Annotated in this window: 25 protein-coding genes and 1 tRNA gene; 9 read left to right on the top strand and 17 right to left on the bottom strand. The window is 39.4% G+C overall.

Annotated features, from left to right (window positions below; translation table 11 throughout):
• The first annotated feature begins 9 nt into the window (after positions 1-9).
• Positions 10-501, top strand: a complete 492-nt coding sequence (queF, locus tag HT697_RS02495; RefSeq protein WP_173219554.1) for a preQ(1) synthase — start codon at positions 10-12, stop codon at positions 499-501.
• 193 nt (positions 502-694) lie between these two features.
• Here the strand turns inward: queF and HT697_RS02500 are convergent, their stop codons facing one another.
• Positions 695-1,363, bottom strand: a complete 669-nt coding sequence (locus HT697_RS02500; protein ID WP_173219557.1) for an MIP/aquaporin family protein — start codon at positions 1,361-1,363, stop codon at positions 695-697.
• Positions 1,364-1,618: 255 nt separating this feature from the next.
• Between HT697_RS02500 and HT697_RS02505 the strand changes: the two genes are divergently transcribed.
• On the top strand, positions 1,619-2,383 hold the full coding sequence (locus HT697_RS02505) for a (S)-acetoin forming diacetyl reductase (protein WP_000048147.1): 765 nt from the start codon (positions 1,619-1,621) through the stop codon (positions 2,381-2,383).
• Between the two features lie 107 nt (positions 2,384-2,490).
• Here HT697_RS02505 and HT697_RS02510 read toward each other — a convergent pair whose 3' ends face one another.
• The 9 genes from HT697_RS02510 to HT697_RS02550 all read right to left on the bottom strand — a co-directional run bounded on the left by HT697_RS02510 (position 2,491) and on the right by HT697_RS02550 (position 10,545).
• Positions 2,491-3,282, bottom strand: coding sequence for a DUF2785 domain-containing protein (locus tag HT697_RS02510; RefSeq protein ID WP_173219705.1), 792 nt, complete (start codon positions 3,280-3,282; stop codon positions 2,491-2,493).
• Positions 3,283-3,343: 61 nt separating this feature from the next.
• Complete coding sequence (locus tag HT697_RS02515; RefSeq protein WP_173219559.1) at positions 3,344-4,126, bottom strand: deoxyribonuclease; 783 nt, start codon at positions 4,124-4,126, stop codon at positions 3,344-3,346.
• A 19-nt stretch (positions 4,127-4,145) separates the two neighbouring features.
• Complete coding sequence (gene pepF / locus HT697_RS02520; RefSeq protein ID WP_173219562.1) at positions 4,146-5,942, bottom strand: oligoendopeptidase F; 1,797 nt, start codon at positions 5,940-5,942, stop codon at positions 4,146-4,148.
• A 10-nt stretch (positions 5,943-5,952) separates the two neighbouring features.
• Entirely contained in the window at positions 5,953-6,696 is a 744-nt protein-coding gene (locus tag HT697_RS02525) for a 16S rRNA (uracil(1498)-N(3))-methyltransferase (RefSeq protein ID WP_173219565.1), read from the bottom strand.
• Position 6,697: 1 nt separating this feature from the next.
• Positions 6,698-7,648 carry a 50S ribosomal protein L11 methyltransferase gene (prmA, locus tag HT697_RS02530; RefSeq protein WP_173219568.1) on the bottom strand — a complete coding sequence of 317 codons (951 nt, stop codon included), beginning with the start codon at positions 7,646-7,648 and terminating at the stop codon, positions 6,698-6,700.
• A gap of 13 nt (positions 7,649-7,661) precedes the next feature.
• Entirely contained in the window at positions 7,662-8,558 is an 897-nt protein-coding gene (locus tag HT697_RS02535) for a GIY-YIG nuclease family protein (RefSeq protein ID WP_173219571.1), read from the bottom strand.
• Positions 8,559-8,987 carry an NUDIX hydrolase gene (locus HT697_RS02540; RefSeq protein WP_173219574.1) on the bottom strand — a complete coding sequence of 143 codons (429 nt, stop codon included), beginning with the start codon at positions 8,985-8,987 and terminating at the stop codon, positions 8,559-8,561.
• A gap of 1 nt (position 8,988) precedes the next feature.
• On the bottom strand, positions 8,989-10,056 hold the full coding sequence (locus tag HT697_RS02545; RefSeq protein WP_173219577.1) for a M50 family metallopeptidase: 1,068 nt from the start codon (positions 10,054-10,056) through the stop codon (positions 8,989-8,991).
• 18 nt (positions 10,057-10,074) lie between these two features.
• Positions 10,075-10,545, bottom strand: a complete 471-nt coding sequence (locus tag HT697_RS02550) for a DUF3013 family protein (RefSeq protein ID WP_173253176.1) — start codon at positions 10,543-10,545, stop codon at positions 10,075-10,077.
• A gap of 114 nt (positions 10,546-10,659) precedes the next feature.
• On the opposite strand from HT697_RS02550, the gene HT697_RS02555 reads away from it, so the two are divergent.
• The 6 genes from HT697_RS02555 (at position 10,660) to HT697_RS02580 (ending at position 15,744) form a co-directional block, all read left to right on the top strand.
• On the top strand, positions 10,660-11,931 hold the full coding sequence (locus HT697_RS02555; RefSeq protein WP_173253177.1) for a replication-associated recombination protein A: 1,272 nt from the start codon (positions 10,660-10,662) through the stop codon (positions 11,929-11,931).
• Between the two features lie 264 nt (positions 11,932-12,195).
• Positions 12,196-12,268 (top strand) — tRNA-Lys (locus tag HT697_RS02560).
• A 224-nt stretch (positions 12,269-12,492) separates the two neighbouring features.
• Positions 12,493-12,924 carry an Rrf2 family transcriptional regulator gene (locus tag HT697_RS02565; protein WP_173219586.1) on the top strand — a complete coding sequence of 144 codons (432 nt, stop codon included), beginning with the start codon at positions 12,493-12,495 and terminating at the stop codon, positions 12,922-12,924.
• 85 nt (positions 12,925-13,009) lie between these two features.
• The gene (locus HT697_RS02570) at positions 13,010-14,014 is read left to right on the top strand and encodes an NADP-dependent oxidoreductase (protein ID WP_173219589.1); all 1,005 of its coding nucleotides are present in this window, start codon (positions 13,010-13,012) and stop codon (positions 14,012-14,014) included.
• A 13-nt stretch (positions 14,015-14,027) separates the two neighbouring features.
• Complete coding sequence (locus HT697_RS02575) at positions 14,028-14,864, top strand: alpha/beta hydrolase (protein WP_173219592.1); 837 nt, start codon at positions 14,028-14,030, stop codon at positions 14,862-14,864.
• A 1-nt stretch (position 14,865) separates the two neighbouring features.
• On the top strand, positions 14,866-15,744 hold the full coding sequence (locus HT697_RS02580) for an SDR family NAD(P)-dependent oxidoreductase (RefSeq protein ID WP_173262025.1): 879 nt from the start codon (positions 14,866-14,868) through the stop codon (positions 15,742-15,744).
• Positions 15,745-15,806: 62 nt separating this feature from the next.
• Here HT697_RS02580 and HT697_RS02585 read toward each other — a convergent pair whose 3' ends face one another.
• The 5 genes from HT697_RS02585 to HT697_RS02605 form a co-directional block, all read right to left on the bottom strand.
• On the bottom strand, positions 15,807-17,126 hold the full coding sequence (locus HT697_RS02585; protein ID WP_173219595.1) for a glycoside hydrolase family 32 protein: 1,320 nt from the start codon (positions 17,124-17,126) through the stop codon (positions 15,807-15,809).
• Between the two features lie 9 nt (positions 17,127-17,135).
• Entirely contained in the window at positions 17,136-18,752 is a 1,617-nt protein-coding gene (locus tag HT697_RS02590) for an ABC transporter substrate-binding protein (RefSeq protein ID WP_173253178.1), read from the bottom strand.
• A 28-nt stretch (positions 18,753-18,780) separates the two neighbouring features.
• Positions 18,781-19,671 carry a carbohydrate ABC transporter permease gene (locus HT697_RS02595; protein ID WP_000797956.1) on the bottom strand — a complete coding sequence of 297 codons (891 nt, stop codon included), beginning with the start codon at positions 19,669-19,671 and terminating at the stop codon, positions 18,781-18,783.
• A 10-nt stretch (positions 19,672-19,681) separates the two neighbouring features.
• Positions 19,682-20,599, bottom strand: coding sequence for a sugar ABC transporter permease (locus tag HT697_RS02600; RefSeq protein ID WP_001084979.1), 918 nt, complete (start codon positions 20,597-20,599; stop codon positions 19,682-19,684).
• Positions 20,600-20,753: 154 nt separating this feature from the next.
• Positions 20,754-21,755: a LacI family DNA-binding transcriptional regulator gene (locus tag HT697_RS02605; protein WP_173253179.1), complete on the bottom strand. Its 1,002-nt coding sequence runs from the start codon at positions 21,753-21,755 to the stop codon at positions 20,754-20,756.
• Between the two features lie 387 nt (positions 21,756-22,142).
• Between HT697_RS02605 and HT697_RS02610 the strand changes: the two genes are divergently transcribed.
• The gene (locus HT697_RS02610; protein ID WP_261024936.1) at positions 22,143-22,388 is read left to right on the top strand and encodes an IS30 family transposase; all 246 of its coding nucleotides are present in this window, start codon (positions 22,143-22,145) and stop codon (positions 22,386-22,388) included.
• A 276-nt stretch (positions 22,389-22,664) separates the two neighbouring features.
• On the opposite strand, the gene HT697_RS02615 is transcribed toward HT697_RS02610, so the two are convergent.
• A complete protein-coding gene (locus HT697_RS02615; RefSeq protein WP_173253181.1) occupies positions 22,665-23,435 on the bottom strand; it encodes a TSUP family transporter in 771 nt (256 codons plus the stop codon).
• 14 nt (positions 23,436-23,449) lie between these two features.
• Positions 23,450-24,298: a formylglycine-generating enzyme family protein gene (locus HT697_RS02620; RefSeq protein ID WP_088788311.1), complete on the bottom strand. Its 849-nt coding sequence runs from the start codon at positions 24,296-24,298 to the stop codon at positions 23,450-23,452.

The raw sequence follows: 24,298 nt of genomic DNA on the forward strand, positions 1-24,298 counted from the left end.
GAAAAAATCATGTCACAACAAGAAGAAATGAAAAACCTAAGCCTACTGGGCAACAAAGAAACCAACTATATCTTTGACTATCAACCAGATGTCCTCGAATCTTTTGACAATCGTCATGTGGAGAATGACTATTTTATTAAATTCAACTGTCCTGAATTTACCTCACTTTGCCCTATTACCGCTCAGCCAGACTTTGCAACTATTTATATTTCCTACATCCCTGATAAGCTCTGTGTCGAGTCAAAATCCCTCAAACTCTACCTCTTTAGCTACCGAAACCACGGAGATTTCCACGAAAACTGTATCAACACCATCGGGAAAGACTTGGTCAACTTGCTAGACCCTCGCTATTTGGAGGTTTGGGGAAAATTCACTCCACGCGGCGGCATTTCAATAGACCCCTACTACAACTACGGTAAGCTAGGAACTAAGTATGAAGGCTTGGCAGAACAACGCCTCTTCCAACACGACCTTTATCCAGAGAAAATTGACAATCGTTAAACTCATACTCAATGAAAATCAAAAATCAAACTAGGAAGCTAGCCGCAAGTTGCTCAAATCACTGCTTTGAGGTTGNNAAACATGGTTTTGAGGTTGCAGATGGAAGCTGACGTGGTTTGAAGAGATTTTCGAAGAGTATCATACGAAAAAGCCCTGTTCCTCTAGATGAGGAGCAAGGCTTTTTGTTTTTCAATTATTCTTCTGTTCCAAGGAAGTTTTTTGCAACGAGGGCTGCAAGAACTCCACCAGCGATTGGTGCAAGGATGAAAATCCATACTTGTTGAAGGGCTGCACCACCTACCAAGACAGCTGGTGCCAAGCTACGAGCTGGGTTTACTGAAAGTCCAGTAATGTTCAACCCCACAAGAATCATCGCCATCAAGGACAAACCAATTACCAAACCAGCAATCGCGCCATTTCCCTTGCTTTCTGAAGTAACAGTCATGATAACCAAAACAAACAAGAAGGTTGCAATGACTTCAAACAAGAACCCACCAAAGACAGTGACACCGTTTGCCAAGGCATTTTCACCAAGACTAGCAGTTGACATACCTGAGTTAGCCAAGAGGAAGAAGACAGCGCCAGAAGCAATAAAAGCTCCAACAACCTGACCAAGGATGTAGTTGACAAGGTCTTTTGATGACAAACGTTTGTTAACAAACATAGCAATCGAAACAGCCGGGTTCAAGTGAGCACCTGAAACAGTTCCGATTGAGTAGGCTGCCACCACGATTGCCAAACCAAAGGCAAAGGCGATTCCAAGGTGACCAAGGCCATCAAGACCATTTCCAAAAACAACAGCCCCTGTCCCAACGAACACAAGCATGAACGTACCGATTAACTCAGCGACAAATTTTTTCATTCTCTTTCTCCTTTTTTCAAAAACTAGATACTAGTCTATCAAAAGAGGGAAAAGGTTTCAAGAAAATTGATTGGAAATTTTCAGGATAGAATTCTATAAAAACGGTAGCATTTATTTGAAACATTTTTTCTAAAGTTATATAATGTCAATATAGTTCTAATTAGTTATTCAGTCCCTAATTTGAACTAATTTTTACAACTTTGCTGTTCTTTTATGAACGTTTAAATGGTATCGTGGATACCAAGGAGGAATCATATGTCTAAAGTTGCTATTGTCACAGGTGCAGGTCAAGGAATCGGTTTTGCAATCGCAAAACGATTGGTTCAAGATGGCTTTAAGGTAGGAGTCTTAGACTACAATCCCGAAACAGCTGAAAAAGCTGTTGCCGAATTATCAGCTGAAAATGCCTTTGCTGTCGTGGCCGATGTTTCGAAACAGGCAGAAGTTGCACAAGCATTTCAAAAGGTTGTTGACCATTTTGGCGATTTGAATGTTGTCGTAAATAACGCTGGTGTTGCTCCCACTACTCCTCTTGATACAATTACTGAGGAACAATTTACACGCACTTTCGGTATCAACGTTGGTGGTGTCATTTGGGGTTCACAAGCTGCACAAGCACAATTTAAAGCACTTGGCCACGGAGGTAAAATTATCAACGCAACCTCTCAAGCTGGTGTAGTCGGTAATCCAAATCTAACTGTTTATGGTGGAACCAAATTTGCTGTTCGCGGAATTACGCAAACATTAGCACGTGATTTAGCAGACTCAGGCATCACTGTTAACGCCTACGCACCAGGTATTGTGAAAACACCAATGATGTACGACATCGCTCATGAAGTTGGTAAAAATGCAGGAAAAGATGACGAATGGGGTATGCAGACATTTGCAAAAGATATTACTCTAAAACGTCTATCTGAACCAGAAGATGTGGCTGCTGCCGTCAGCTTCCTTGCAGGACCAGATTCAAACTACATTACAGGACAAACCATTATCGTTGATGGTGGTATGCAATTCCATTAAGATACACAAAAAGAGGTTGGAAAATGATTCAACCTCTTTTGTTAGTTTTCATTATTAGTTAGGAGGATACAATAGAAACTCTTTCAATAAGTACTATTAGCTTATCCCTAGCATTGAAAAGACTGGATAGCTTCTTTCAAGTCATCTTGTAAACTATTTCTCTGGTCAAGTTGGACATAGACTTCCAACAGACAGGATCTGAAGTTGGAAAATTTGTAAAAATCCTCCCTTTCTTCTATCGGAAAATCAACAGTTTTTATCCAAGAAGCTACTTTCTCTTGCTCCAACTTCCCTTGTAAAATAGGTTCATAGATCACTCTTGCTAAACGCCAATCTTCATCATCTGTAAAACGAATGGGAATTCTTTTAAATAATGGACCAAGTATGTCAAATACTTCATGAACTCTGTTTTTAGGAAAGTCTGGATGACAAACCACCTCTGTCAGTAAATCGGCTCCATGTGCAAAAGTGTGAACCCAACCATACTGACTTGAAAAACCTGTTGTATCCTTTTCTTTTGAAAGATAATACAAACCTTGATTTAAAAGGACATTACGAATTTCTGATTTTAATCTCTGATAGAAAATCGATTGCTGGTTGGCATCTGCAGACAAGAGATTTGCATAAATAAGCGCCCTAAAAGAACGTTCAAGGGTTGACAAGCCTACCTTATCAATCTCTTTGTCTAGTCCTCCATCAGCTGAGACCACATCAGCAATGAAGTGAAATTGTTCCTGTGTAAATAGTTCTTCCTGAATCCCTCTAGCAAAGCTTGTAAAAACAAGGTCATCACGAATTTCTGGAGAAGAATCTCCCAAGTGATCAAGCAACCATTGGATTTCTTCATCATGATAACTTAGTTTTTCTTCTGCTATTTTTCTAAGTAACTCTTGATACATGGTCAATACCTCTACATTTCTAGCAACTGTTCAAAAGGCCAGCCCAAGATAACTTTCTATCTTATTCTTTTTTAGATAGAGTTTTTCCTGCAGCAATTGCATCGGCCTCTGTCATCTCGACAACATTAGATTTAATAGTTTTTGAAGGCATTCTATCCTTACTATACCAATAAACTTTTGATTTTCCATGGTTTGCAACATAGACAATTCTATCTTGCTGTTGGGCTTTAGTTTCAGCTTCACGTGCATTTCTTTTCTCTTCTTCTTTTTGAGAAATTAATGACTCAACTGCACCTATCCTGTCGAGCAATTCTGCCTTTTTATCGTTATTTTCAATCTGATTAACTGTTTCTTTGGCAGACTTCACTTGACTCGGATCTTGACTTTCTTCCAATTGTTTGACTAAGTCTTCACCTTTTTCTTGCAACTCATTTGCGGCCTTTTCTTTGGCAATTCTCTCTTCTTCTGCTTTTTCTTTAGCTTTTTTCTCATCTTCAATTCGTTTCGCCTCCTCTATGCTAGATGAAGTATCCGCCGTTGAAGATGTAGAAGCAGTAGATGTCATAGTCTGCTTAGTTTCTGACTGAGAAGATGAAGTTTTCTTTGTGACTGTTGGGGTTTGAAGAACAACTGCAACAAAACTAACAATGAAAAGCCCTATCATTAAATTTCTTTTTCGAATATCTGGTGCTTTCTTTACAAAATACCAAATACCAACTCCACTCAAAACTAGATAGAGAGTAGGCAAAGCAATCAATAAAATGATTCCCAATAAAACTAGACCAATTTTGATAAAACGTATTCTTTGTGAATCCTGCTCCAGCCATTTTTTAATTCTGTTCATATCGTTATCCTAAATTCCTTTACTCTCCCAACTGGGCACTGTAGGCGATAATCTGGTCAACCGTGTCTGACAAGAATTGAATGGTATCACGGAGTGGTTTGTCTGTTGAAATATCGGCTCCGATAATCATGGCTGACTCAAGCGGTGTCTTGCTACCACCTGATTTGAGGAGATTGAGCCAGTCCTCAGCTCCAGTTTCTGAGTTTTTAAGATGGAGGTAACCTGCAGTCGAGATGACTAGTCCTGCTGAGTAAGTGTAACTATACAAGCCCATGTAATAATGAGCTTGGCGCATCCAAATCAAAGCTGCATCATCGTCGATTTCAATGGCATCTCCCCAGAAATCCGTCAAAACTTCCTTCATAATGCTGTTGAGCTTACTTGCTCCAAAGGTCTTCCCTTCTTCAATCAATGTATACACCTTACGCTGGAAGGCTGCTTCCAAGAGGTGGGTAATAAAATTATGGAAGTAGGTGTCTGTCAAGCGGTGAGCAAGGGCAAAACGTTTTTGACGAGAGTCGTCAGACTGGTGCTCCAAGTAGTCACTGAGGAGCAATTCATTGAAGGTTGACGGCGCTTCAACATAGTAGGTCGACATGTGGGCATTAAAGTAGCTTTGATGATTATCTGAAAAGATGAATTGACCAGAATGCCCGATTTCATGAATCAAGGTATAGACATCGCTCAAACGGCCTGTCCAGCTCATGAGGACATATGGATGAACGCGATATGGGTCCGCTGCATAGCCACCAGAATCCTTGCCACTATTGGCAGCAAAGTCCACCCAGCGCTCTTCTTGATAACGAGCAACTTCCTGACAATATTCTTGCCCCAAAGGTTCTACCGACTTCATGACCAAATCATAGGCATCGTCAATAGTCACTTGAGGATTCAGGACGCTGTCCAAGTCCAATTTCCAGTCTGCAAAGGTCATCTTTTCAAGACCATTTACCTTGGCAACATGCTTGAGGTATCTCTGAGCAACGGGTGCAAAATCCTTCATGATGAGGTCAATCTGACGGTCAAACATGGCACGGTCCACTTCTTGCTCAGCCAGAAGATAATCAAAGACAGAGTCGTATCCCTTCATATCTGCCAAGAGTTTTTCAGACTTGACTTGGGCTAAATAGGCTGCTGCAGCCGTATTTTGGTGCTTACGCAGTCCTTCTGAAAAGGAACGAAAGGATTTCTCACGAACCTCAGCGTTCTCATGGTTTTGGTAGAAGTTCTCATAGGTAACAAAGCTATTTTTGTAGGTCTTGCCATGGGCTTCAAAGTCAGCCATTTCGAAATCCCCAGCTCGCATCTTAGTATAAATGTCCTGTGGACTATAGAAAACTTCACCCAGATTGGTCAAGGCCTTCTCCACATCAGCTCCTAGATAGTGGGCTTTTTTGATTTTGGCCTGACGAATGGCAGCCGTTAAATGTGGCAATTTACCCAAACGGTCCAAGACTTCCTCATCAGCTTCCACCAAGGCATCGTCAAAAAAGGTCAAGGCTACGCTGGCATCTGTTTCAAATTCCATCCCAGCTTGAGCAATGTTGGCAAATTCGTCATTGCTATAATCTGTCGTCTGAGGCATAAATCCATAGTTGCCAATATGGCTCATCTGAATGTAGATTTGCTCCAATTCCGCAAAGGCCTTTTCAAAATCCTCAAAAGTATGAAGATTCCCCTTATAGTCACGGCTAAATTGGTTGATGTCTTCACGAGCTTTCTCGATTGCACGCAAGAAATCCTCGCGGTCTTGGTATAGGGCTGTTAAGTCCCAGAGTTCCTTCTCTGGAAATTCTGAACGGTGTTTTTGTTCCATTTTCTTCCTCTTATTTCTCTAATTCTAATAAAACACTAAGGGCTGATAAGGCGTAAAGCGGTGCTGTTTCTGCTCTTAGAATGCGAGGACCAAGTCCTGCCAAGACTGCTCCCTTAGCTTCAAAACTCTCAATTTCTGTAGGTGACAGACCACCTTCTGGACCAAAGATAAAGAGCAATTTGGCTCCTTTTTCAAGACCAGAGACCGCTTGTAAGAGCGCAGCGGCTTCTCCTTCTTTAGCCGACTCTTCATAAGCCACTACGACGCGGTCAAACTGGTCAAGTTGGGCTAGAAAATCTGCTTTCTTCTCAAAAAGCTGAATACTTGGAACCATATTACGCTTGCTTTGTTCTGCTGCTCCAAGGGCGATTTTTTCTAGTTTTTCAACCTTTTTACCCAATTTCTTGCCATCCCACTTAGCAACGGACCAATCTGCAGGAAAGGCCCAGATTTTGCTGGCTCCGAGCTCGGTTACTTTTTGAGTGATAAACTCTAGCTTGTCCCCCTTGGGAAATCCAGATGCAATGGTCACTTGAACGGGCAGTTCCACATTGTCAGCTAGTTCTTCTACCAATTCAAACTGACAAGCTTCCACATCCAGCACACGCGCCAAATGCTTGATACCATCATCAAAGACTAAGGTCACCTCATCATCTTCTTTCAAGCGCATAACCTGAAACATATGCTTGCCGGTTTCCTTGTCCTCGATGGTGACAGGAGAGATCGCACTGCCCCTGACAAAATACTGCTGCATGCTAGCCTCCAATCACACCGGAAATATCCTTGGTTTTCTTAAAGACACAGGCATTCCATTCCCCTTGAACCATGTGAGTTTCGAGGAAAAATCCAGCTGACTCAGCCGACTCGCGCACCATGTCCCACTTGTCCTTGATAATCCCACTCATGATGAGGTAGCCTTCATCCTTGATCAAACGATAAGCATCATCCGTCAGATGAATGAGGATATCCGCCAAGATATTAGCTACAATCACATCTGCCTCAATCTCAACTCCCTTAAGCAAGTCTCCTGCTGCTACATGGATGTTTTCCATACCAGGGTTGAGTTCAATATTTTCCTGAGCAACACGAACTGCCACATCATCTAGGTCATAGGCGAAAATTTCCTTAGCACCAAGTAGCGAGCTAGCAATAGAGAGGACGCCTGATCCAGTCCCCACATCTAGCACTGTTTCCCCACCACGAAGAACCTGTTCCAAAGCAAAAAGGCTCATCTTGGTAGTTGGGTGGGTTCCTGTTCCAAAGGCCATACCAGGATCCAGCTTGATAATCTTTTCTCCAGCAGTCGCCTCATAGTCTGTCCAAGACGGCACAATGGTCAAATCATAAGTAATACGAGCTGGTTCATAATATTTCTTCCAGTTGTCTGCCCAGTCTTCCTCAGCCAAGGCAGTCGTCCCCATCTTGATCTCACCCAAATCCATAAAATCTGTTAATTCTGCTAGGCGAGCCTGCAAGTCTGTCTCAACCACTGCCACATCAACTGTATCAGGATAGTAGGCTGTCACTACGATTTCTTCTTGCTGCTCAACCTCTGGGAAAATCTCGCCAAAACGATCCACATTCCCCACATAGTCCATGCTGTCTTCAATCGCAACTCCTTGCGCCCCCAGCTCAATCAAGAGATTGGAAACCAATTCCTCTCCCTCACGCTTAACTGTAACTTTTAACTCTTGCCATGTTTCCATAAATTTTTCCTTATCAATCTATTAATTCTTCTAATTCTTTTAAAGTTCTTCCATCCTGATCTTTCCAATCAGTTCGACCGTTCGTTTGCATACCCAGCAAAAAAGCCGCTGCATAAGAAGGGCTAGAAAAAAGTTGTTTTTCTTTTAACACTCCATCTTGAATGACCCGAGAAGCTATTAAATTCTGACGCATTTCTTTTAAACTTGCTGGAAGGTATGGAGAATCCTTTATTTCTACTTGACTTCCTTCTAAAACAACAAAACCTTCAGTTGTCCGTTCACAAGTTGCTTCTATTACTTTGTTAGATTTCTTAGTTTTACGCTTTAAATAAAGATAAGTTGAATGATTATCAGTCAAATCTTGACTAACTTCCTTTGTCATTGGAACAAAAACACGATAACCTAGAGTTCCAATAATCATTAGCGTATTTTCAACAATTTCATCCAGTTCAGATTCCTTTTCCTCAGTCACATTATCAGGATTTGGATCATTACCATTTTTCACAATATAGCGACCAGCTTCTTTAGCAAGTTGAGTAAATTTATTTTCCAAATAGCTAATTTCTGTTGGACCAAAAGAATTATTTTGAGTTGTTAGAATGATGACATCATTAAAATAATCTGCATGAGTATCGCGGGTATGCTCTTGAATTCGCAACAATACCCCTTCACCATTTTTTCGAGTTGTCGCCTGACCAATATAGGTCACATCTTTCTGTTTATCTTCATCTCGACCAAATAAGAAATAAATACCACTTTGTTTCATTTCATCACGCGACTTTAAATCTCCCAATTGAATACGAGGTATTTTGTAAATCACTCCCGTCCAATTTGACAAAGTACATTTGATTTTTCCAGTTACTTCACCATCCATGAGAAACATATTAATATTTTTGCTAAGCTTTGCCATTTATCGAACTTCTTCCAAATAATCCCTCACCCTATTCTGCAACTGAGGCACAACTTGACTGGAATTAAGAAATTCCTCAGTAGTCATCAGCTGATAGCCCTGCCCTTCATCTCCAAATACGATACTGTCAAACTGGGCCTGTGTCAACAGACCGACTAGAAATACAGATTGTTTATCCGCAAAAAGCATACTTGGATAAACCTTACTCCAAAGCAGACAATCCTCAGTCAGATGAATTCCCAGTTCTTCATAAACTTCACGCGCCACGCACTCAAAAGGACTTTCATCCCCCTCTCGTCCACCACCGGGTAGTTCCCATATATTAGCCCAGGGAATGTTTGCCCTATCATCTCGTAAGATAGTCAGAAGCTTATCTCCGCAAAACAAAGCAATCTTACAGCCTGTGAAATCAGAAATTTCTATTTCCATATTAGACTCCTTCGGTTAATTCCTTTTCCAGCTCAGCTAACCAGTTTTGATAATAGCTTTTCTCATCCCGTAACATCCGACTGCTATTCATTTTCTGTCTAGCAATCTTCATAGCCTTGTGAGTTTGAACTACATCTTTCTTTACCTTAAATTGATACCAAGCTTGAATGACCTGCATATCTGCTGTTTTTAGAGATAAAAAGGATTTGACTCCTCGAATACTTGCATATTCTTCCGCTTTCTTATTATCTCCTTCCATCAGAGCAATTTGAAGAAGGTATAATTGAGAAATAGTTTTAGACATTGGATTATCTGTTTTCTCTAGCACAGACTGCAACTGTTGCTTTGCAAGCTCTATATTATCATCCAATATGAATACCAAGCCCTGAAGAGTCTGAACACTTTCTGCAAAACTCCCTCTCGCCTCCTCATCAACAGGCATGATAAAGTCTTTTAAATCATATTCTTGAGGAGCTAGCAAGGTCTGGGCAGAATGCCTCAACATCAAGTAGGCGTATTTCGTATTTGCAGGGTGTTGTAGCAATTCCCAAATTTTTGCGCCATCGGTGATGCCGACTGGCAAAATGTTATTTAGGAAGAAAGACAAATTAAGAAAAATCCAAGTCCCTGCAAAATACCAGCTTCTTGTCAAAAACCCAAACACTATCGCCAATAATATCAAGCTGAGATGAACCATCAAGCCTCCTGAAAGCATCAGGATGATTCTTTGATCACTTTCATCCTCTTTTAAACCAATGTATTGAGCACCAACATTTTTCAGAATGGCTGTTCTACTAAGATGAAACCTGCCTGACTTTTTGGTCAAAATAAAATGTCCTAACCCAAAAGCCACCAGCCGATAGCCTGTCAAGTAGCCACAAAAAGCATGTCCCAGCTCATGAAGAATAAAGATTAAATATATACTTAGAAGAGCGAAGGCATAACCAAAAGTAAAGACTAAAACTGTGGAATACCCCAACTCTGCAAATGCGATTGTTCCACAAGCACAAGCCAGCATAATAAAGACAACAGCTAGCACATAAACCAAATAAATCCCAATTTTCTTCATAAAATCTCCATCCAACTCCTAGTATCTCGGATAAGGATAAAATTCTCCTTCTTCCAAGCCAACTTTTCCTTCTTCAAAGACTTCTTGGTTCCATTCCATGACAAATTCTTCTGCTTCTGGGTCTTCCAAAAAGTCCATAAGGGCATCTAGTCCAACCTCGGCAGTATCTTTAAGGAATAGCGCAAAATAAGCTAAAAATTCACGAGAAAATCCTTTTTTAGGCAAGTAAGGGATGACAGTCAAATAGTCTTCCTCATTGACTGTTGATTTGGCAGGATTGTAAAAAAGCACTGCTTCTTCAAAGAGAATATCATCCGATGAAACCTCTCCATCTTCATCCACCATCTCCACACCTGCAGCATTTTGCGCTTCCAATAGAAAACTCACTTCTACCGCGTAGTTGCGCTTGTCCCAACTAATCTCAAAGTCAAAGGGAAAATTCTTCTCCAACTCTTCCTCTAAAACATCTAAAAATCCGTATGTTGCCATTTTGTCCTCTTTCTATGCGACTCTTAATCGCCCCGATTGCTCGGAAATATGCTAAAATAGATACTACCATCTTACCACATATACATCAGAAAATCCACGTTAGAAAGGACTGCTATGCCAGACAATCTCGCGCTTCGTATGCGCCCTAAAACCATCGACCAAGTCATCGGTCAGGAACATCTGGTCGGACAAGGAAAAATCATCCGCCGTATGGTGGAAGCCAACCGCCTGTCCTCCATGATTCTCTATGGACCTCCGGGAATCGGCAAGACCAGTATAGCCTCTGCCATCGCTGGGACTACTAAGTATGCCTTTCGAACTTTCAATGCGACAGTAGATAGTAAAAAAAGACTCCAAGAAATCGCGGAAGAGGCTAAATTTTCAGGTGGCCTCGTCCTATTACTAGACGAAATCCATCGACTTGATAAGACCAAACAAGACTTCCTCTTGCCTCTCTTGGAAAGTGGACTGGTCATCATGATTGGCGCTACGACTGAAAATCCTTTCTTTTCTGTCACTCCTGCCATTCGTAGCCGTGTTCAAATTTTTGAGTTGGAACCTCTGTCTAACCAAGACGTCAAAGAGGCTCTTCAGATAGCTCTAAATAACCCTGAACGTGGTTTTGATTTTCCAGTAGAACTAGATGAGGATGCGCTGGATTTCATCGCAACCTCTACAAACGGAGACCTGCGTTCTGCCTTTAACTCGCTGGACTTGGCTGTTCTCTCTACCCCTGAAAATGACGAGGGCATCCGCCATATCACCCTCGACATCATGGAAAATAGCCTACAGCGAAGCTACATCACTATGGATAAGGATGGAGATAGTCACTATGATGTTCTCTCAGCCCTGCAAAAGTCTATCCGTGGCTCCGATGTGGATGCCAGTCTCCACTATGCTGCCCGCTTGATTGAGGCTGGTGATTTGCCTAGTCTCTCTCGTCGCTTGACTGTTATCGCCTATGAAGATATCGGCTTAGCCAATCCTGAGGCCCAGATTCATACCGTCACTGCTCTGGATGCTGCACAAAGGATTGGTTTCCCAGAAGCCCGCATTCTCATTGCCAATGTCGTGATTGATTTGGCCCTTTCTCCAAAATCCAACTCAGCCTATGTAGCTATGGATAAGGCACTTGCTGACCTCAAAACATCAGGGCACTTGCCTATTCCGCGACACCTGCGTGATGGGCACTACAGCGGAAGCAAGGAACTGGGGAATGCCCAAGACTATCTCTATCCACACAACTATCCTGGAAATTGGATTAAACAAGACTATCTGCCAGAAAAAATCCGCAATCATCACTATTTCCAAGCAGAAGATACTGGTAAATATGAACGGGCTTTGGCTCAAAGAAAGGAAGCTATCGACCGTTTGCGAAAAATCTGAAATCCTTTTCAAAAAATTGCACTTTCCTCTTGATTTTTTTTGAAAAAGTGGTATCATATAAACATAGAAACGCTGTGGTGTACGACTTCACACTTAAGTGTTGACCGACTATTTTTTGTATTATTAGGGAAACAAAAGTCTTCTAACAGCATGTAGGCCGTCTCACACGGAAACAGCTTCAGTTAGAGCGAGTTGCCCACCTGCTTAATTGCGCGGGTTCAATACAAACCGTGAAGTTTCGGCACCAATACAGCTTTTTTATTTGCCTCCTTAGCTCAGCTGGCAGAGCAGCGGACTCTTAATCCGTGGGTCACAGGTTCGATCCCTGTAGGGGGCATCTACATACAACAGGAAAAGCCTTGAGTAAAGGCTTTTTTTGTGTATCTGTTCTACTAATGGATATTAAAGATATAATTTTGTAAACACCCTTTCCAGACATCTTTAATCTTAAGACACTCTTCAAAAAATTTTTTAAAATTTAAAACAAAAGTCTTGCTTTTCTTTTTATTTATGTTATACTTGTTCTTGTATCTGATACATGTTTATTAAAAAGGAGTTCAGATGGATACAAAATTCTCAGTTGCTTTGCATATCTTAACAATGATTAGTGAAAGCAAGGAAACCTTAAGTTCTCAAGCACTAGCTATTAGTGTTGGGACTAACGCTAGTTACATTCGAAAGGTGATTGCCTTATTGAAAAATGCAGGTTTGATTCATTCCCAGCAAGGAAAAACGGGCTATCAGCTCAGTAAGCCTCCAAAGAAAATGACTTTACTAGAGATCTACTATGCTACTCAAGAAATCAATCACATTAGTTTATTCCCTGTTCATCAAAATAGTAATCCCGATTGTCCCGTTGGAAAACATATCCAAGGAGCAGTCTCACCGCTTTTCGCTAGTGCCGAATCTCAATTAGAGAAGGAATTAGCAAATCAAACTTTAGAAGATGTCATTGACAATCTATATAAACAAGCCAAACAAGTCCGAAACTGATTTGATAGCAAGTCAGTTTTTACTGGAAACAGAATGTACTTGTATTAGATACAGGTATATAAAATAAAAAGAAAAGAGAAAACACATGAAAGTCGCACAACATACTACTTATAACAAAAAGAATATCACACTAAACATCACCGAAATCGCTAAACCAAGTATTACAGACAAACAAGTCTTGGTGAAAGTCACCGCAGCCGGTGTTAATCCTCTCGATAACATGATCTCTCGTGGTGAGGTTAAGATGATTGTTCCTTACAAACTTCCTCAAACTGCAGGTAACGAAGTGGTTGGAATCGTTGAAAGCATTGGCAAGCAAGTTGACAACTTTCAGCTAGGAGACCGTGTCTTTGGCCGTCTGCCACTTGATCATATCGGTGCCTTTGCAGAATACCTAGCTGTCGATAGTCAAGCCTTAGCCAAGGTTCCAGACTATCTATCAGACGAGGAAGCCGCTGCTATTCCTCTTACTGCCTTGACCATTATGCAGGCTCTTGACCTCATGGGCGCTCAAGCTGGGAAAACGATCTTTATCTCTGGTGGTACTGGAGGTGTCGGTGGAATGGCCATTCCTATTGCCAAGGCCAAAGGATTGAAAGTCATTACCAACGGTTCTGGAGATAGCGCTGAGCGTGTGTTGAAACTAGGAGCAGATAGATTTATCGATTACAAAACAGAGGATTATACAAAAACTGTTAGCCAGGTTGATTATGTCCTCGATACTCTCGGTGGAGCTGAAACTGAAAAACAAATGTCTATCATGAAAAAAGGTGCTCATCTTGTTTCACTTCGTGCCATGCCAAACGGTGCCTTTGCCAAACGCATGAATCTACCAAAATGGAAACAGATGATTCTTGGCTTAGCAGGTCGCAAATTTGATAAAATGGCGGAAAAATATGGTGTCCACTATCATTTTATCTTTGTGAAAAGCAATGGTGATCAATTACAAGAGGTAGCTGACCTCTTTAGCAAATTAGAAATCAAACCCTCTATCGATACAATTTATCCATTTGAAGAGGTAAATAGCGCCTTAGACAAGGTCGCTAATGGTCACTCACGTGGAAAAACAGTCCTCAGCTTTAAGAAATAAAAAGGAAAACACAATGTCATATCTTACTACAAAAAATCAATACATCACAGTCGACGGGAACAAAATCGCTTATCGCGAACTTAGTAAAGGCAAATCAAAACTACCTCTTCTAATGCTGGTCCATTTGGCAGCAACTCTCGATAACTGGGATCCTAAACTCTTAGACTTGATTGCTGAAAAGCACCATGTCATTGTAGTCGATCTTCCTGGAGTTGGAGCCAGTCAAGGAAAAGTTGCTTCGACGATTCCTGGAATGGCTAAGCAGACAATTGACTTTGTAAAAGCGCTTGATTACGATAATATCAATCTTCTTGGCCTTTCTATGGGAGGTATGATTGCCCAAGAAATCGTCCGAATAAATCCTACTCTAGTCAATCGTTTAATCTTGGCTGGAACAGGACCTCGAGGTGGAAAAGAGGTCGATAAGGTCACAGGGAAAACCTTTAACTATATGTTTAAAGCGGGACTCGAGCGCATCGATTCTAAACGCTATATCTTCTATAATCATGATGAACAAGGGAAAATTGAAGCTTTGAAAGTCCTAGGACGAATGGGTATGAGAACAAAGAAATTTGCGGATAAAGACATGAACCTATCAGGATTTCTAACTCAACTCAAAGCTATTAAACGTTGGGGGAAAGATTCGCAGGACGACCTTCAATTCATCACCCAACCAACCTTAATCGTCAACGGGGATAAGGATATGCAGGTTCCAACGGAAAATTCTTATGACATGCATGAGAAAATCGAAAATAGTAAGCTGATTATCTATCCAAATGCTGGACACGGTTCGATTTTTCAATATGCAGACGAATTTTCAAAAGAACTACTGACTTTCTTGGAGGACTAATATGGTCAAAACCATTCTGATTACAGGTGCTACTGACGGTATTGGTAAACATTTGGCAAAGAAATTGGCCAGTGAAGGCCATCATATCATCCTCCATGGTCGAAACCCTCAAAAACTTGAACTGGCGCTTCAAGAGGTTCGAGCAGTTTCCTTGAGAGGCAGAGTTTCTAGCTACCTTGCAGATTTTTCAAAATTAGATGATGTTTATCGATTTGTGGAGGAAATCAAGCGAGACTTTCAAAGTATCGATGTCTTATTTAACAATGCAGGCCTTTATGCAGGAAAAGAACGAAAAGCGAGTGCTGAAAATGTCGAGTTGACCTTTATGGTATCTGTTCTGGTTCCCTATATTTTAACAACTGAGTTAAGTCCCTTGTTAGAAAAAACGGCTGACGGCCGTGTCATTAATACTTCTTCCTATATGCATCATTTTGCCAAAGTCAAGGATTTGGACTTTGGATTTGTGAACAACTATAATCCCGGATTGGCCTATAATAACTCCAAACTCTACACTATTTGGATGACACGCTATCTAGCCAGAGAATTCTTTCTAAAAGGTTCAAGCATCACCATCAATTCTTACCATCCTGGCTTAATTTCAACTAACTTAGGGAGTGATTTCAGTGATGAAAAGACGAAAAAGTCTCTCTTCGGACGCTTGATGAAGTCATTTTCCAAAAATCTAGACGAGGGAATCGAAACAGGTTATTACCTCACCTTATCAGAAGAAGTCAGGGGCTTAACTGGCTACTATTTTGACGAGAAGAAAGTGAAATCTGTATCTGAAAAAGGATATAATTTTGAAAAAACTCAAGATTTAATCAATTACTGTAATGATAAAATTGAGTTGTTTAAACAGAAACATTCTCAGATAAATTAGAAAAAAGTTCTCTTTCCATTTTACTAGAAAGAGATTTTTCTTTAGGAGAAATAACTTAATTTTTAATCGATTCGTAATAGCTCAGCTGGCACTGTTAAGTAATAGGTTGCCGTCAAGCTTGCTTCACCTTGATTGACAAAAATCTCGATGGAATTTTTATCTAGAACAACTTCCAATTCTTTAGCTTCAATATCTACATACCGTCGACTAGTATCCTGTTCTTCTTCACCTAGAATTTTTTGAACAAGATGGCTACGATCAATGTAAACTTGCTGCGCATTACTGTCATAACCAAATTCAAGATAATCTGTATCATTTCCTAAGCGGTAATGACAATCTTTATCTATTTGGATTTGATATTGGCCTTTTTTAACAGGGAATTGTCTTAGTTTGCCATCTTCCAATCTTAGAATTCTAGGTAAAGTCATGGCACATGCCCACTTGTGTTCTTGATCATGGGTTGGAAGGGTACGCCCCCATGTCTGCATCCAAGCAATCAAGACACGACGATTTTGATCGTCCAACAATGTTTGTGGCGCATAGAAGTCTTGGCCATGATCAATTTCTTGAACTGATTCTGGGATAAAACGTTTTTCTCCCCAATCTACCTTACCCGTGAACAAAACCGATGAGTTAATGTTATGATAGGAGTCTCCCTCACGCTGATAACGCATGGGTGACATAATAAGGCAATCCTTCCCATCTAACTCAAAGTAATCTGGGCATTCCCACATAAAGCCTTGGTGTTCTCCCCCTTTTAAAAAGATGGATTCGAACTGCCATTCTACTAGGTTATCGGACCCTAGTAGAACGATACAGCCCACATTATCCTTATGTTTGGCAGCTACTACGGAGTAATAGCGTCCATCTTTTTCAAAGAGTTTTGGATCACGGAAATCAGCAGCAATCAACTCATCTGGCAAGTCTGCTCCAGTTGCAACTGGATTTTGTTCAATCTTTTCAAAGTGAATCCCGTCGTCTGAAAATGCCATATTTTGCACTTGACGAACACCTGTTTCTTCTTCAATATGACCAGTATACATGAGCCAGAGGCGATCATCCTTGACAATGGCAGAGCCTGAGAAACAACCATTGCGGTCATAATCATGGTCAGGAGCAAGTGCCACTGGCAAGTGCTCCCAAGTTACCAAGTCCTTACTTTTAGCATGCCCCCAGTGCATTGGTCCCCAGACACTATCATAAGGATAGAATTGATAAAAGAGATGGTATTCTCCACGAAAATAGACAAATCCATTTGGATCATTGATCCAACCAATCTCAGCTGAAAAATGTTCTTCAGGCTTATACTGAGTATTTACGAGATGTTTATTTTCTGCTATAAAACGATTGGCTTTTTCTATTGTGTATTTCTTATCTCCCATAATCAACCTCTAGTTTTTGTTTGCTTGGTATTGGTCGTAGTATTTTTGTTTAATAGCGAGGTAATCTGAAAGTCCGTATTTTTCAAGCTCTTTCTTGTAATCATCCCACTCAGCATCAATATTCCCATTTACAATCCATTCAGCGCGCTTGCGGTAGATATAGTCATTCATATCTGCCTCGATGTGGGCAATCTTATCCAGATCTTCCTGTGTCATAAAGACTCTTGGATAGTTATTGTCATTGCTCATGTAAGGAACATAATATTCTTTGATAAGATCCAAACGCCATTTGGCATCATCTGGCATAGTTGTCACTTTACCATAGTATGAATCTAAAATAGCTAGTGGTCCTCCTACTTCAGTCTTTTGACGAAGTTCTGCTGGTGCAGTTCCGTTTAGTGGTAAGTGTTTGAGGCTGTTAGTTGCTTGGTCAAATTCAAAGATATTTTGTTGCTTGTCATCTCCGTAAGTTCCCCAGTTATTTTGCACAGATTGGAGTGGAGCGTATTGTGCATCAATCCATTTAGCTGTCAATTCTAGGTTTTTGTTTACACTGGTAATAACCATCTTGTCACGCGCAAATCCCATACCGTTTGTACGAGCTACGTGTTTTTGACCACTTGGCCCAGCAAGTACTGGTAAAACATCATAACTTTCGTTACTTCCAGTAACATTACTCTTATCCCATGTAAAGTAAACACCAAATTTCTGATCATGACCTTTAGCAATGTAACTATTCCAATCATGTTCGAAAGCTTCCTTATCAATCAATCCTTTTTCTTGCAATTGACGGATAAATTTCACACCTTCTTTATAGTCGTCGTTATCTGCTGTGAAGTCAACTTTGCCATCATTTCCAACTACTAAATGATCATCGTTATCCCCTATACCAAATGCAGCAAATAGGAATTTAAAATCTTCGTTTCCGTTACCACTAATAAATGTAAATGGAATTTCATCAGCCTCTCCATTTCCATTTGGATCCCCGTTTTTGAAAGCTTCTAGGACTTTAATCAGATCATCAGTAGTTTTTGGCATTTCAAGACCAAGTTTCTTAAGCCAATCTTTGTTAATCCAAGCCATATCGTTGACACTGTGGATTGACTCTTTACCAGCTCCAAGTTCTTCAATCCATGGGAATGAGTAAATGTGCCCATCAGGTGCTGTCATCAAGGCCTTGTATTCTGGTTTTTCATTCAAAATTTTCTTAAGATTTGGCATGTATTTATCAATCAAATCTTCAACTGGAATAATAACACCTTTTTTAGCCCAGTTCATCAAGTCCACATCTGAAGCTCCGTCGTTGTGGATAGCATCTGGTAGATCACCACTAGAAATATCCAAGTTACGTTTTTCTGCAAAGTCGGATTGGTAGTTGGTCCAGTCAATATGAACGCCAGTTTCCTTCTCCAAACGTTGCAAAATTAACTTTTCATTTGGGTCTTTAGGAGCTAACGGTGAACTGGCTGTCATAAACTTCAATGTTTTCTTTTCTCGAAGCGGGAATGTTACACCTTCCAACTTATAATCTGGACTTGAAGCTGTATTTTTTGAGCCACAGGCTGCAAGTACTGCTAAACTAGCTGTCAACAAAACTGCTGATTTTGAAAATGTTTTGAATTTCATGAGAAAACTCCTTTTATTTTTTCTATTTTTATCCTTTAAGTGAACCAGCCATAATTCCTTTATCAAAGTATTTTTGGAAGAATGGATACATAACAATCAATGGCAAGCTGGAAATGACAATAGTTGCGTATTTAATCAATTCAGCTAAACGTTTCATTTCATTCATAGCCGCTTGTGCTCCAATCATGTCTTGACCTGGTTGGCTCTGAATGAGAATTTTACGAAGTACAAGTTGCAATGGTTCCAAGTTTGGATCCTTGATATAAATCATTGCATCAAAGTATGAGTTCCACTGTCCTACAAAAGCATAGAGGAAGAGAACAAACATAATTGGTTTTGCAAGAGGAAGCATGATTTTGAAGAAAATCTGTAAATCATTTGCACCATCAATGACAGCAGCTTCAACTAACTCTTCAGGCAATCCTTGGAAATAGGCCCTAGCAAGAATAATATTCCAAACATTGACAGCACCGGGAACGATGATAGCCCATGGAGTATTAAGCATGCCCAAATCTTTTACTAGTAAGTAAGTTGGAACTAAACCACCACCAAAGAACATGGTTACAATCAAGAAATAATTAATCCAACGACGTCCAACCAAGTCTTTCTTAGAAAGAGGATAAGCTGTAAACACAGATAGCAATACTGTTAAAGCCGCAAAGCCAAAAGAGTATAGTAGAGAATTGATAAAACCTCTTAGAATAGATTGGTCACTGAATACACGCTGGTAACCTTCTACCGTCCAATCGGCTGGATTAAAGCTAATCCCTCTACTAACCAGAACCTTAGGATCCATAAAGGATGCTACGACGATATAAAGTAAAGGAAGTAAGGTTATCAAAACGATAAAGACAATAATGATTTTATTTAAGAGTAAGATACGTCTATCAAATTTTGTATCCATAATCGAATTTTTCATACTTTCCTCCTTAAATTCCTTCACCATTATTCATGCGTTTAACGATTTGGTTAACCGCGACTAGCAATACTACGTTAATCACTGCATTAAACAAACCAACCGCTGTTGAGTAAGAATAGTCTCCTGATACAAGACCAACTTTATAGACATATGTAGAGATAATTTCAGAAGTTGGCAAGTTCAACGATGTCTGCATCAGGAATGCTTTTTCATATCCGACATTCATGATTCCACCTGCAGCTAAAACAAATTGGATAACCATAATAGGCTTAAGAGCTGGAATATCAATGTGCCAGATTCGTTGGAAGATATTGGCTCCATCCAGTCGGGCTGCTTCTACTAAGGCTGGATCTACATTTACCAATGTTGCCGTGTAGAGCGTTGAAGCCCATCCCATTCCTTGCCAGATACCACTAAAGATGTATAAGGGTCTAAAGAAGTCTGGATTTGTCAAGAAGTCAGCCTTCATTCCAAACATAGAGAGAAAATTGTTAATTGGTCCTCCCACTGAAAAGAAAAGGAAAATCATACCAACGATAACAACGACTGATATAAAGTTTGGTGCGTATAAAATGAGCTGAATTCGTTTTTTGACTTTTTCACTCAAGAGTTGATTGAGCATAATAGCAAGAATGATTGGTGGTAAAAAGCCAAGCAATAAACCATAGATACTTAATTTTAAAGTATTGGCTAACAAGATACCAAAGTTGGGAGAGGATATGAATTTTGTAAACTCAGAAAAACCAATCCAATCACTCCCTAAAATTCCTTTTAAGGGATTATAATCTTTAAATGCGATTAAAACCCCATACATAGGGATGTATTTAAAGATAAAGGTTAAAACTAAACCAGGGACAGTCATCAATAACAAGAGTTTTTGTTTCTTGATTCTTTCCCAAAGAGAAACTTGCTTCGCTTTGCTATTCATAGCAACCTCCTTTTTTTGAAACGTTTCATTTTTTGTTTTAAAAAGATAACGCTTGGCGCTGTCTATTTATTTTATTTTTGAAACGTTTCATTTTTGTTCTAAAAAAATAAATCTTTTTTATCTGAATTTATTCTATCATTGATAGCGCTTTCTGTCAAGACTTATTTTCATTTTTTGTTGTTTTTCCTTCAACAAATTTTACTGGTAGGATGGTCTGCAAATTAACAGCCTTTCCTTCGATGATATCAAATAGGATTCGTACAGCTTCTCTAGCCATTTCCTCCAGGGGTTGCTCAATTGTTGAAAGTAGATAATCTCTATCTCCAGCCATTTTAATTCCATCGTATCCAATAATTTGGACATCATGAGGAATACGTTTGCCATTCTTTTCTAGAATTTCAGTCACATCCAAAGCTGTAAAATCGTTGATTGTAAAAATTCCATCTATAGAAGGATTTTCTTCCAAGAAACTCTCTAGCTTTCCATGATAGTCAGTAACTGTCTCATCCAAATCAAAAATACTAAGAGGTATTTTATGCTCTTGGACATACTTTTCAAATGAAATTCTACGACGTTTAGTTTCATTAATGGTTGTATTATGTCCGCCCACAAAGGCTAAATGCCGACATCCTTTACTAATTAATTGTTTAGCTGCTTCTCTTCCACCTGCATCATTATCTGATGAAACACAAGGAATGGCAATATCTGAGTATGTACGGTCAATACTGACAAAGGGAATTCCTGACGACAGGTAATGTTCAATTGGACTATAGGTAATAGCAACCACTCCATCAACTTTATTATGACGCAACATCTCCAGGTAGTCTTGCTCTCTATTTGTACCATTTATAGAACATAAGAGTAATTTATTATTCCTCTTATAGACTTCATTTTCCACATGCATAGTAAATTCTGAAAAAAAGGGATGCCAGATACTTGGTACAATGATTGCAATCGTTTCTGTTCGATTTTTTTTCATTCCTCTAGCGTAGTAATCTGGAATGTAATTCAAGGTTTTAATTGCTTGTTCCACTTTTTTCAAGGTTACTTCTTTAATGCCTTTTTCTTTATTAATTACACGTGAAACTGTTCCAACACTAACTCCTGCTTCTAAAGCAACATCTTTCATGGTAATTGATTTTTTTTGTTCTACCATATTATCACCTCCTTTCAATATATAGTATCATGCAAACGTTTTTTTAGCAACTATTTCTCAATCATTTTTGTCCAGATCCTTTTTCCTATCATGAATAAAATCACTCCAATCGGCTTTCTGAAATCCCTTCAATATTCAGATATAGGAATCTACCTACCATAGGAAAAGGCTTTGTTTCTTCCTATCTCTGCTTTTTCATGATGTATTTTCGTACAGGTGCTTCAATAGTTTCTATAGTAAAATGAACCAAAAATAGTACACGTTGCGGTATAATGTTCTTATGGCATATTCATTAGATTTTCGTAAAAAGTTCTCTCCTATTTGTGAGCGAACAGGTATAGTCAATTGATTGTCAGTTTGAAGACCAAGAGTCGTAGGGCAAAATATGTGGCAGAATCCATCCAAGGGTGGCTAGCACAATTTCTAGTGAACCTCTTTAAATCTATTACATTTGACTGTGGAAAAGAGTTTTCAAAATGGAAAGATATTTCCAATCAGCACGATAGTGAGAGCTTTTTTGCGAATCTAGGATGTCCAAGACAGCGGTGTCTCAACGAACATTCAAATAGACTTTTAAGGTGTCATGACTTGCCAAAGCAGACAGATTTCAACGAAGTCAGTCAAGAATTTTAGGCTGGGCAAAAACTCAATTTCAGAAAAATGAAATAAATATTCCCACAATAAAACGCATAATATCAAGATTGTTTCAACACCTGATATTATGCGTTTTTTAATTTTAAAGACTTTTTTCCCAGCCTCAAGAAATCACATCCTACCTAAATTCCTTGGATACCAAACACCTCATCAGGTATTTTCTGAGTTGGTAAGACTGTCTAGTTTAATTTGACAAATGGAGGGCGTTAAATCCAGTTTTTACAGGAAGTCTATTTAAATATTTTCACACTGACCTTACAAAATATGAAATAAATTATATAAAGTCATTCCCATGACAAAGAATAACATCCCTTTAAAACAGTATCTTACCCAATTTTCAGGTAAGACTTTTGATACAACCGTCCCCAATACCCCTCCGCATACAGAAGCAAGAAAAATAACTGGAACAGGTGCTAAATGATACTGATTTAAACCTGTAACCATAACAATTGTAGCCAAATGAGACAACTGGGAAAAGAAAATAATTGCAAGAGAATACATCGTTGCTTCTTTTATCGAAATAGAAAAAAACACCATCAATAAAGATACATTGAGCGGGCCACCACCAATCCCTAAAAAACTAGAAATCAAGCCCAATAGAAGACCACAAATCATATAGAATCCTATCTTATCAAATTGATAAGTTTTTTTAAAATCTGCTAAAACAAATGATACAAGTAGCATCACAAATAGTAAAATCATTTGAACAATGAATACTAGCCGTACTGATAATTGAGATAACAGAACTTGAAAAATAAGATGACCTAGAAATCCTCCTAAAACAGAAGAAGAGGATACCGTAAAAATCAATCTCCATTTTATCTCTTTACTTTGTGAAAATCTTTTGATTGTTGAAATAATCGCCATTATAAAAACAGAGAAACTAGAATAAAAAGCAATATCACTGACCGAATGGTATCCAAAACTATCCATAAGTGGCTTAATTATAATTCCACCACCCATGCCTGATATAGAACCCAATCCACTAGCTATTATAATGATTAGAAAATAAATAATCTCAACCACTTTTTAAGTCCATCCTATTCTTTCAAACATCTAAAACCTAGATGGCTACTAGTGGAAGTAGAAATACATCCATTTCTAGCAGCTACTCGGTATCGATTACAATAAGAACAATGACATAAAAAGGAACCTCCTCTGATAGCATACTCCTCCTCTTGTATCCCATATTTTGGCAACTCATAGTCATCTTCATTAAAACTAGCTAATAAGGTATATCTCGGATTGCGACACCATTCCCAAACATTCCCAATCATTTGATATAGACCAAAATCATTAGGTAAAAATTCATAGACAGGAGCCGTTCCTATAAATCCATCTAAGGCAGTATTTTCATAAGGAAATCTTCCTTGCCAAGTATTGGCATGATAATATCCACCTTCTAAAAGAGTATCTCCCCAAGGATATTCAGATTGTCTTCCTCCTCTAGCAGCATATTCCCACTGTGCTTCAGTCGGTAAAGACATTCCGCTCCAATTACAGAAAGCCAATGCATCTTCTAAAGCAACATGAACTACTGGATGGTCTTCTAAACCCACTAGATTACTGTTCTCACCGTAGGGATGTTTCCAGCAAGCGTTCGGAACTTGTAACCACCACGGAGCCCCAGCAGGATGAGGATATCCCTCCCTTTCTGCCTCTGGAACGAACAATATAAAAACAAAAGACCACTCTTGTCGCTCAGCTAGTGTTTTATAGCCTGTTTCTTTCACAAATTGAGCAAATTCTTGATTCGTAACTGGAGTATCCGCAATGGAGAAATCCTTTACACTAACAGCGACTTGAGGACCTTCAAAATCATCTAAAAAGCCCTCTTCAGAATTTGTTCCCATCATAAATGTCCCACCCTTGATTTTTTTCATCTTCAT

This window comes from Streptococcus sp. 1621 (assembly GCF_013276615.1).
Classification (GTDB): domain Bacteria; phylum Bacillota; class Bacilli; order Lactobacillales; family Streptococcaceae; genus Streptococcus.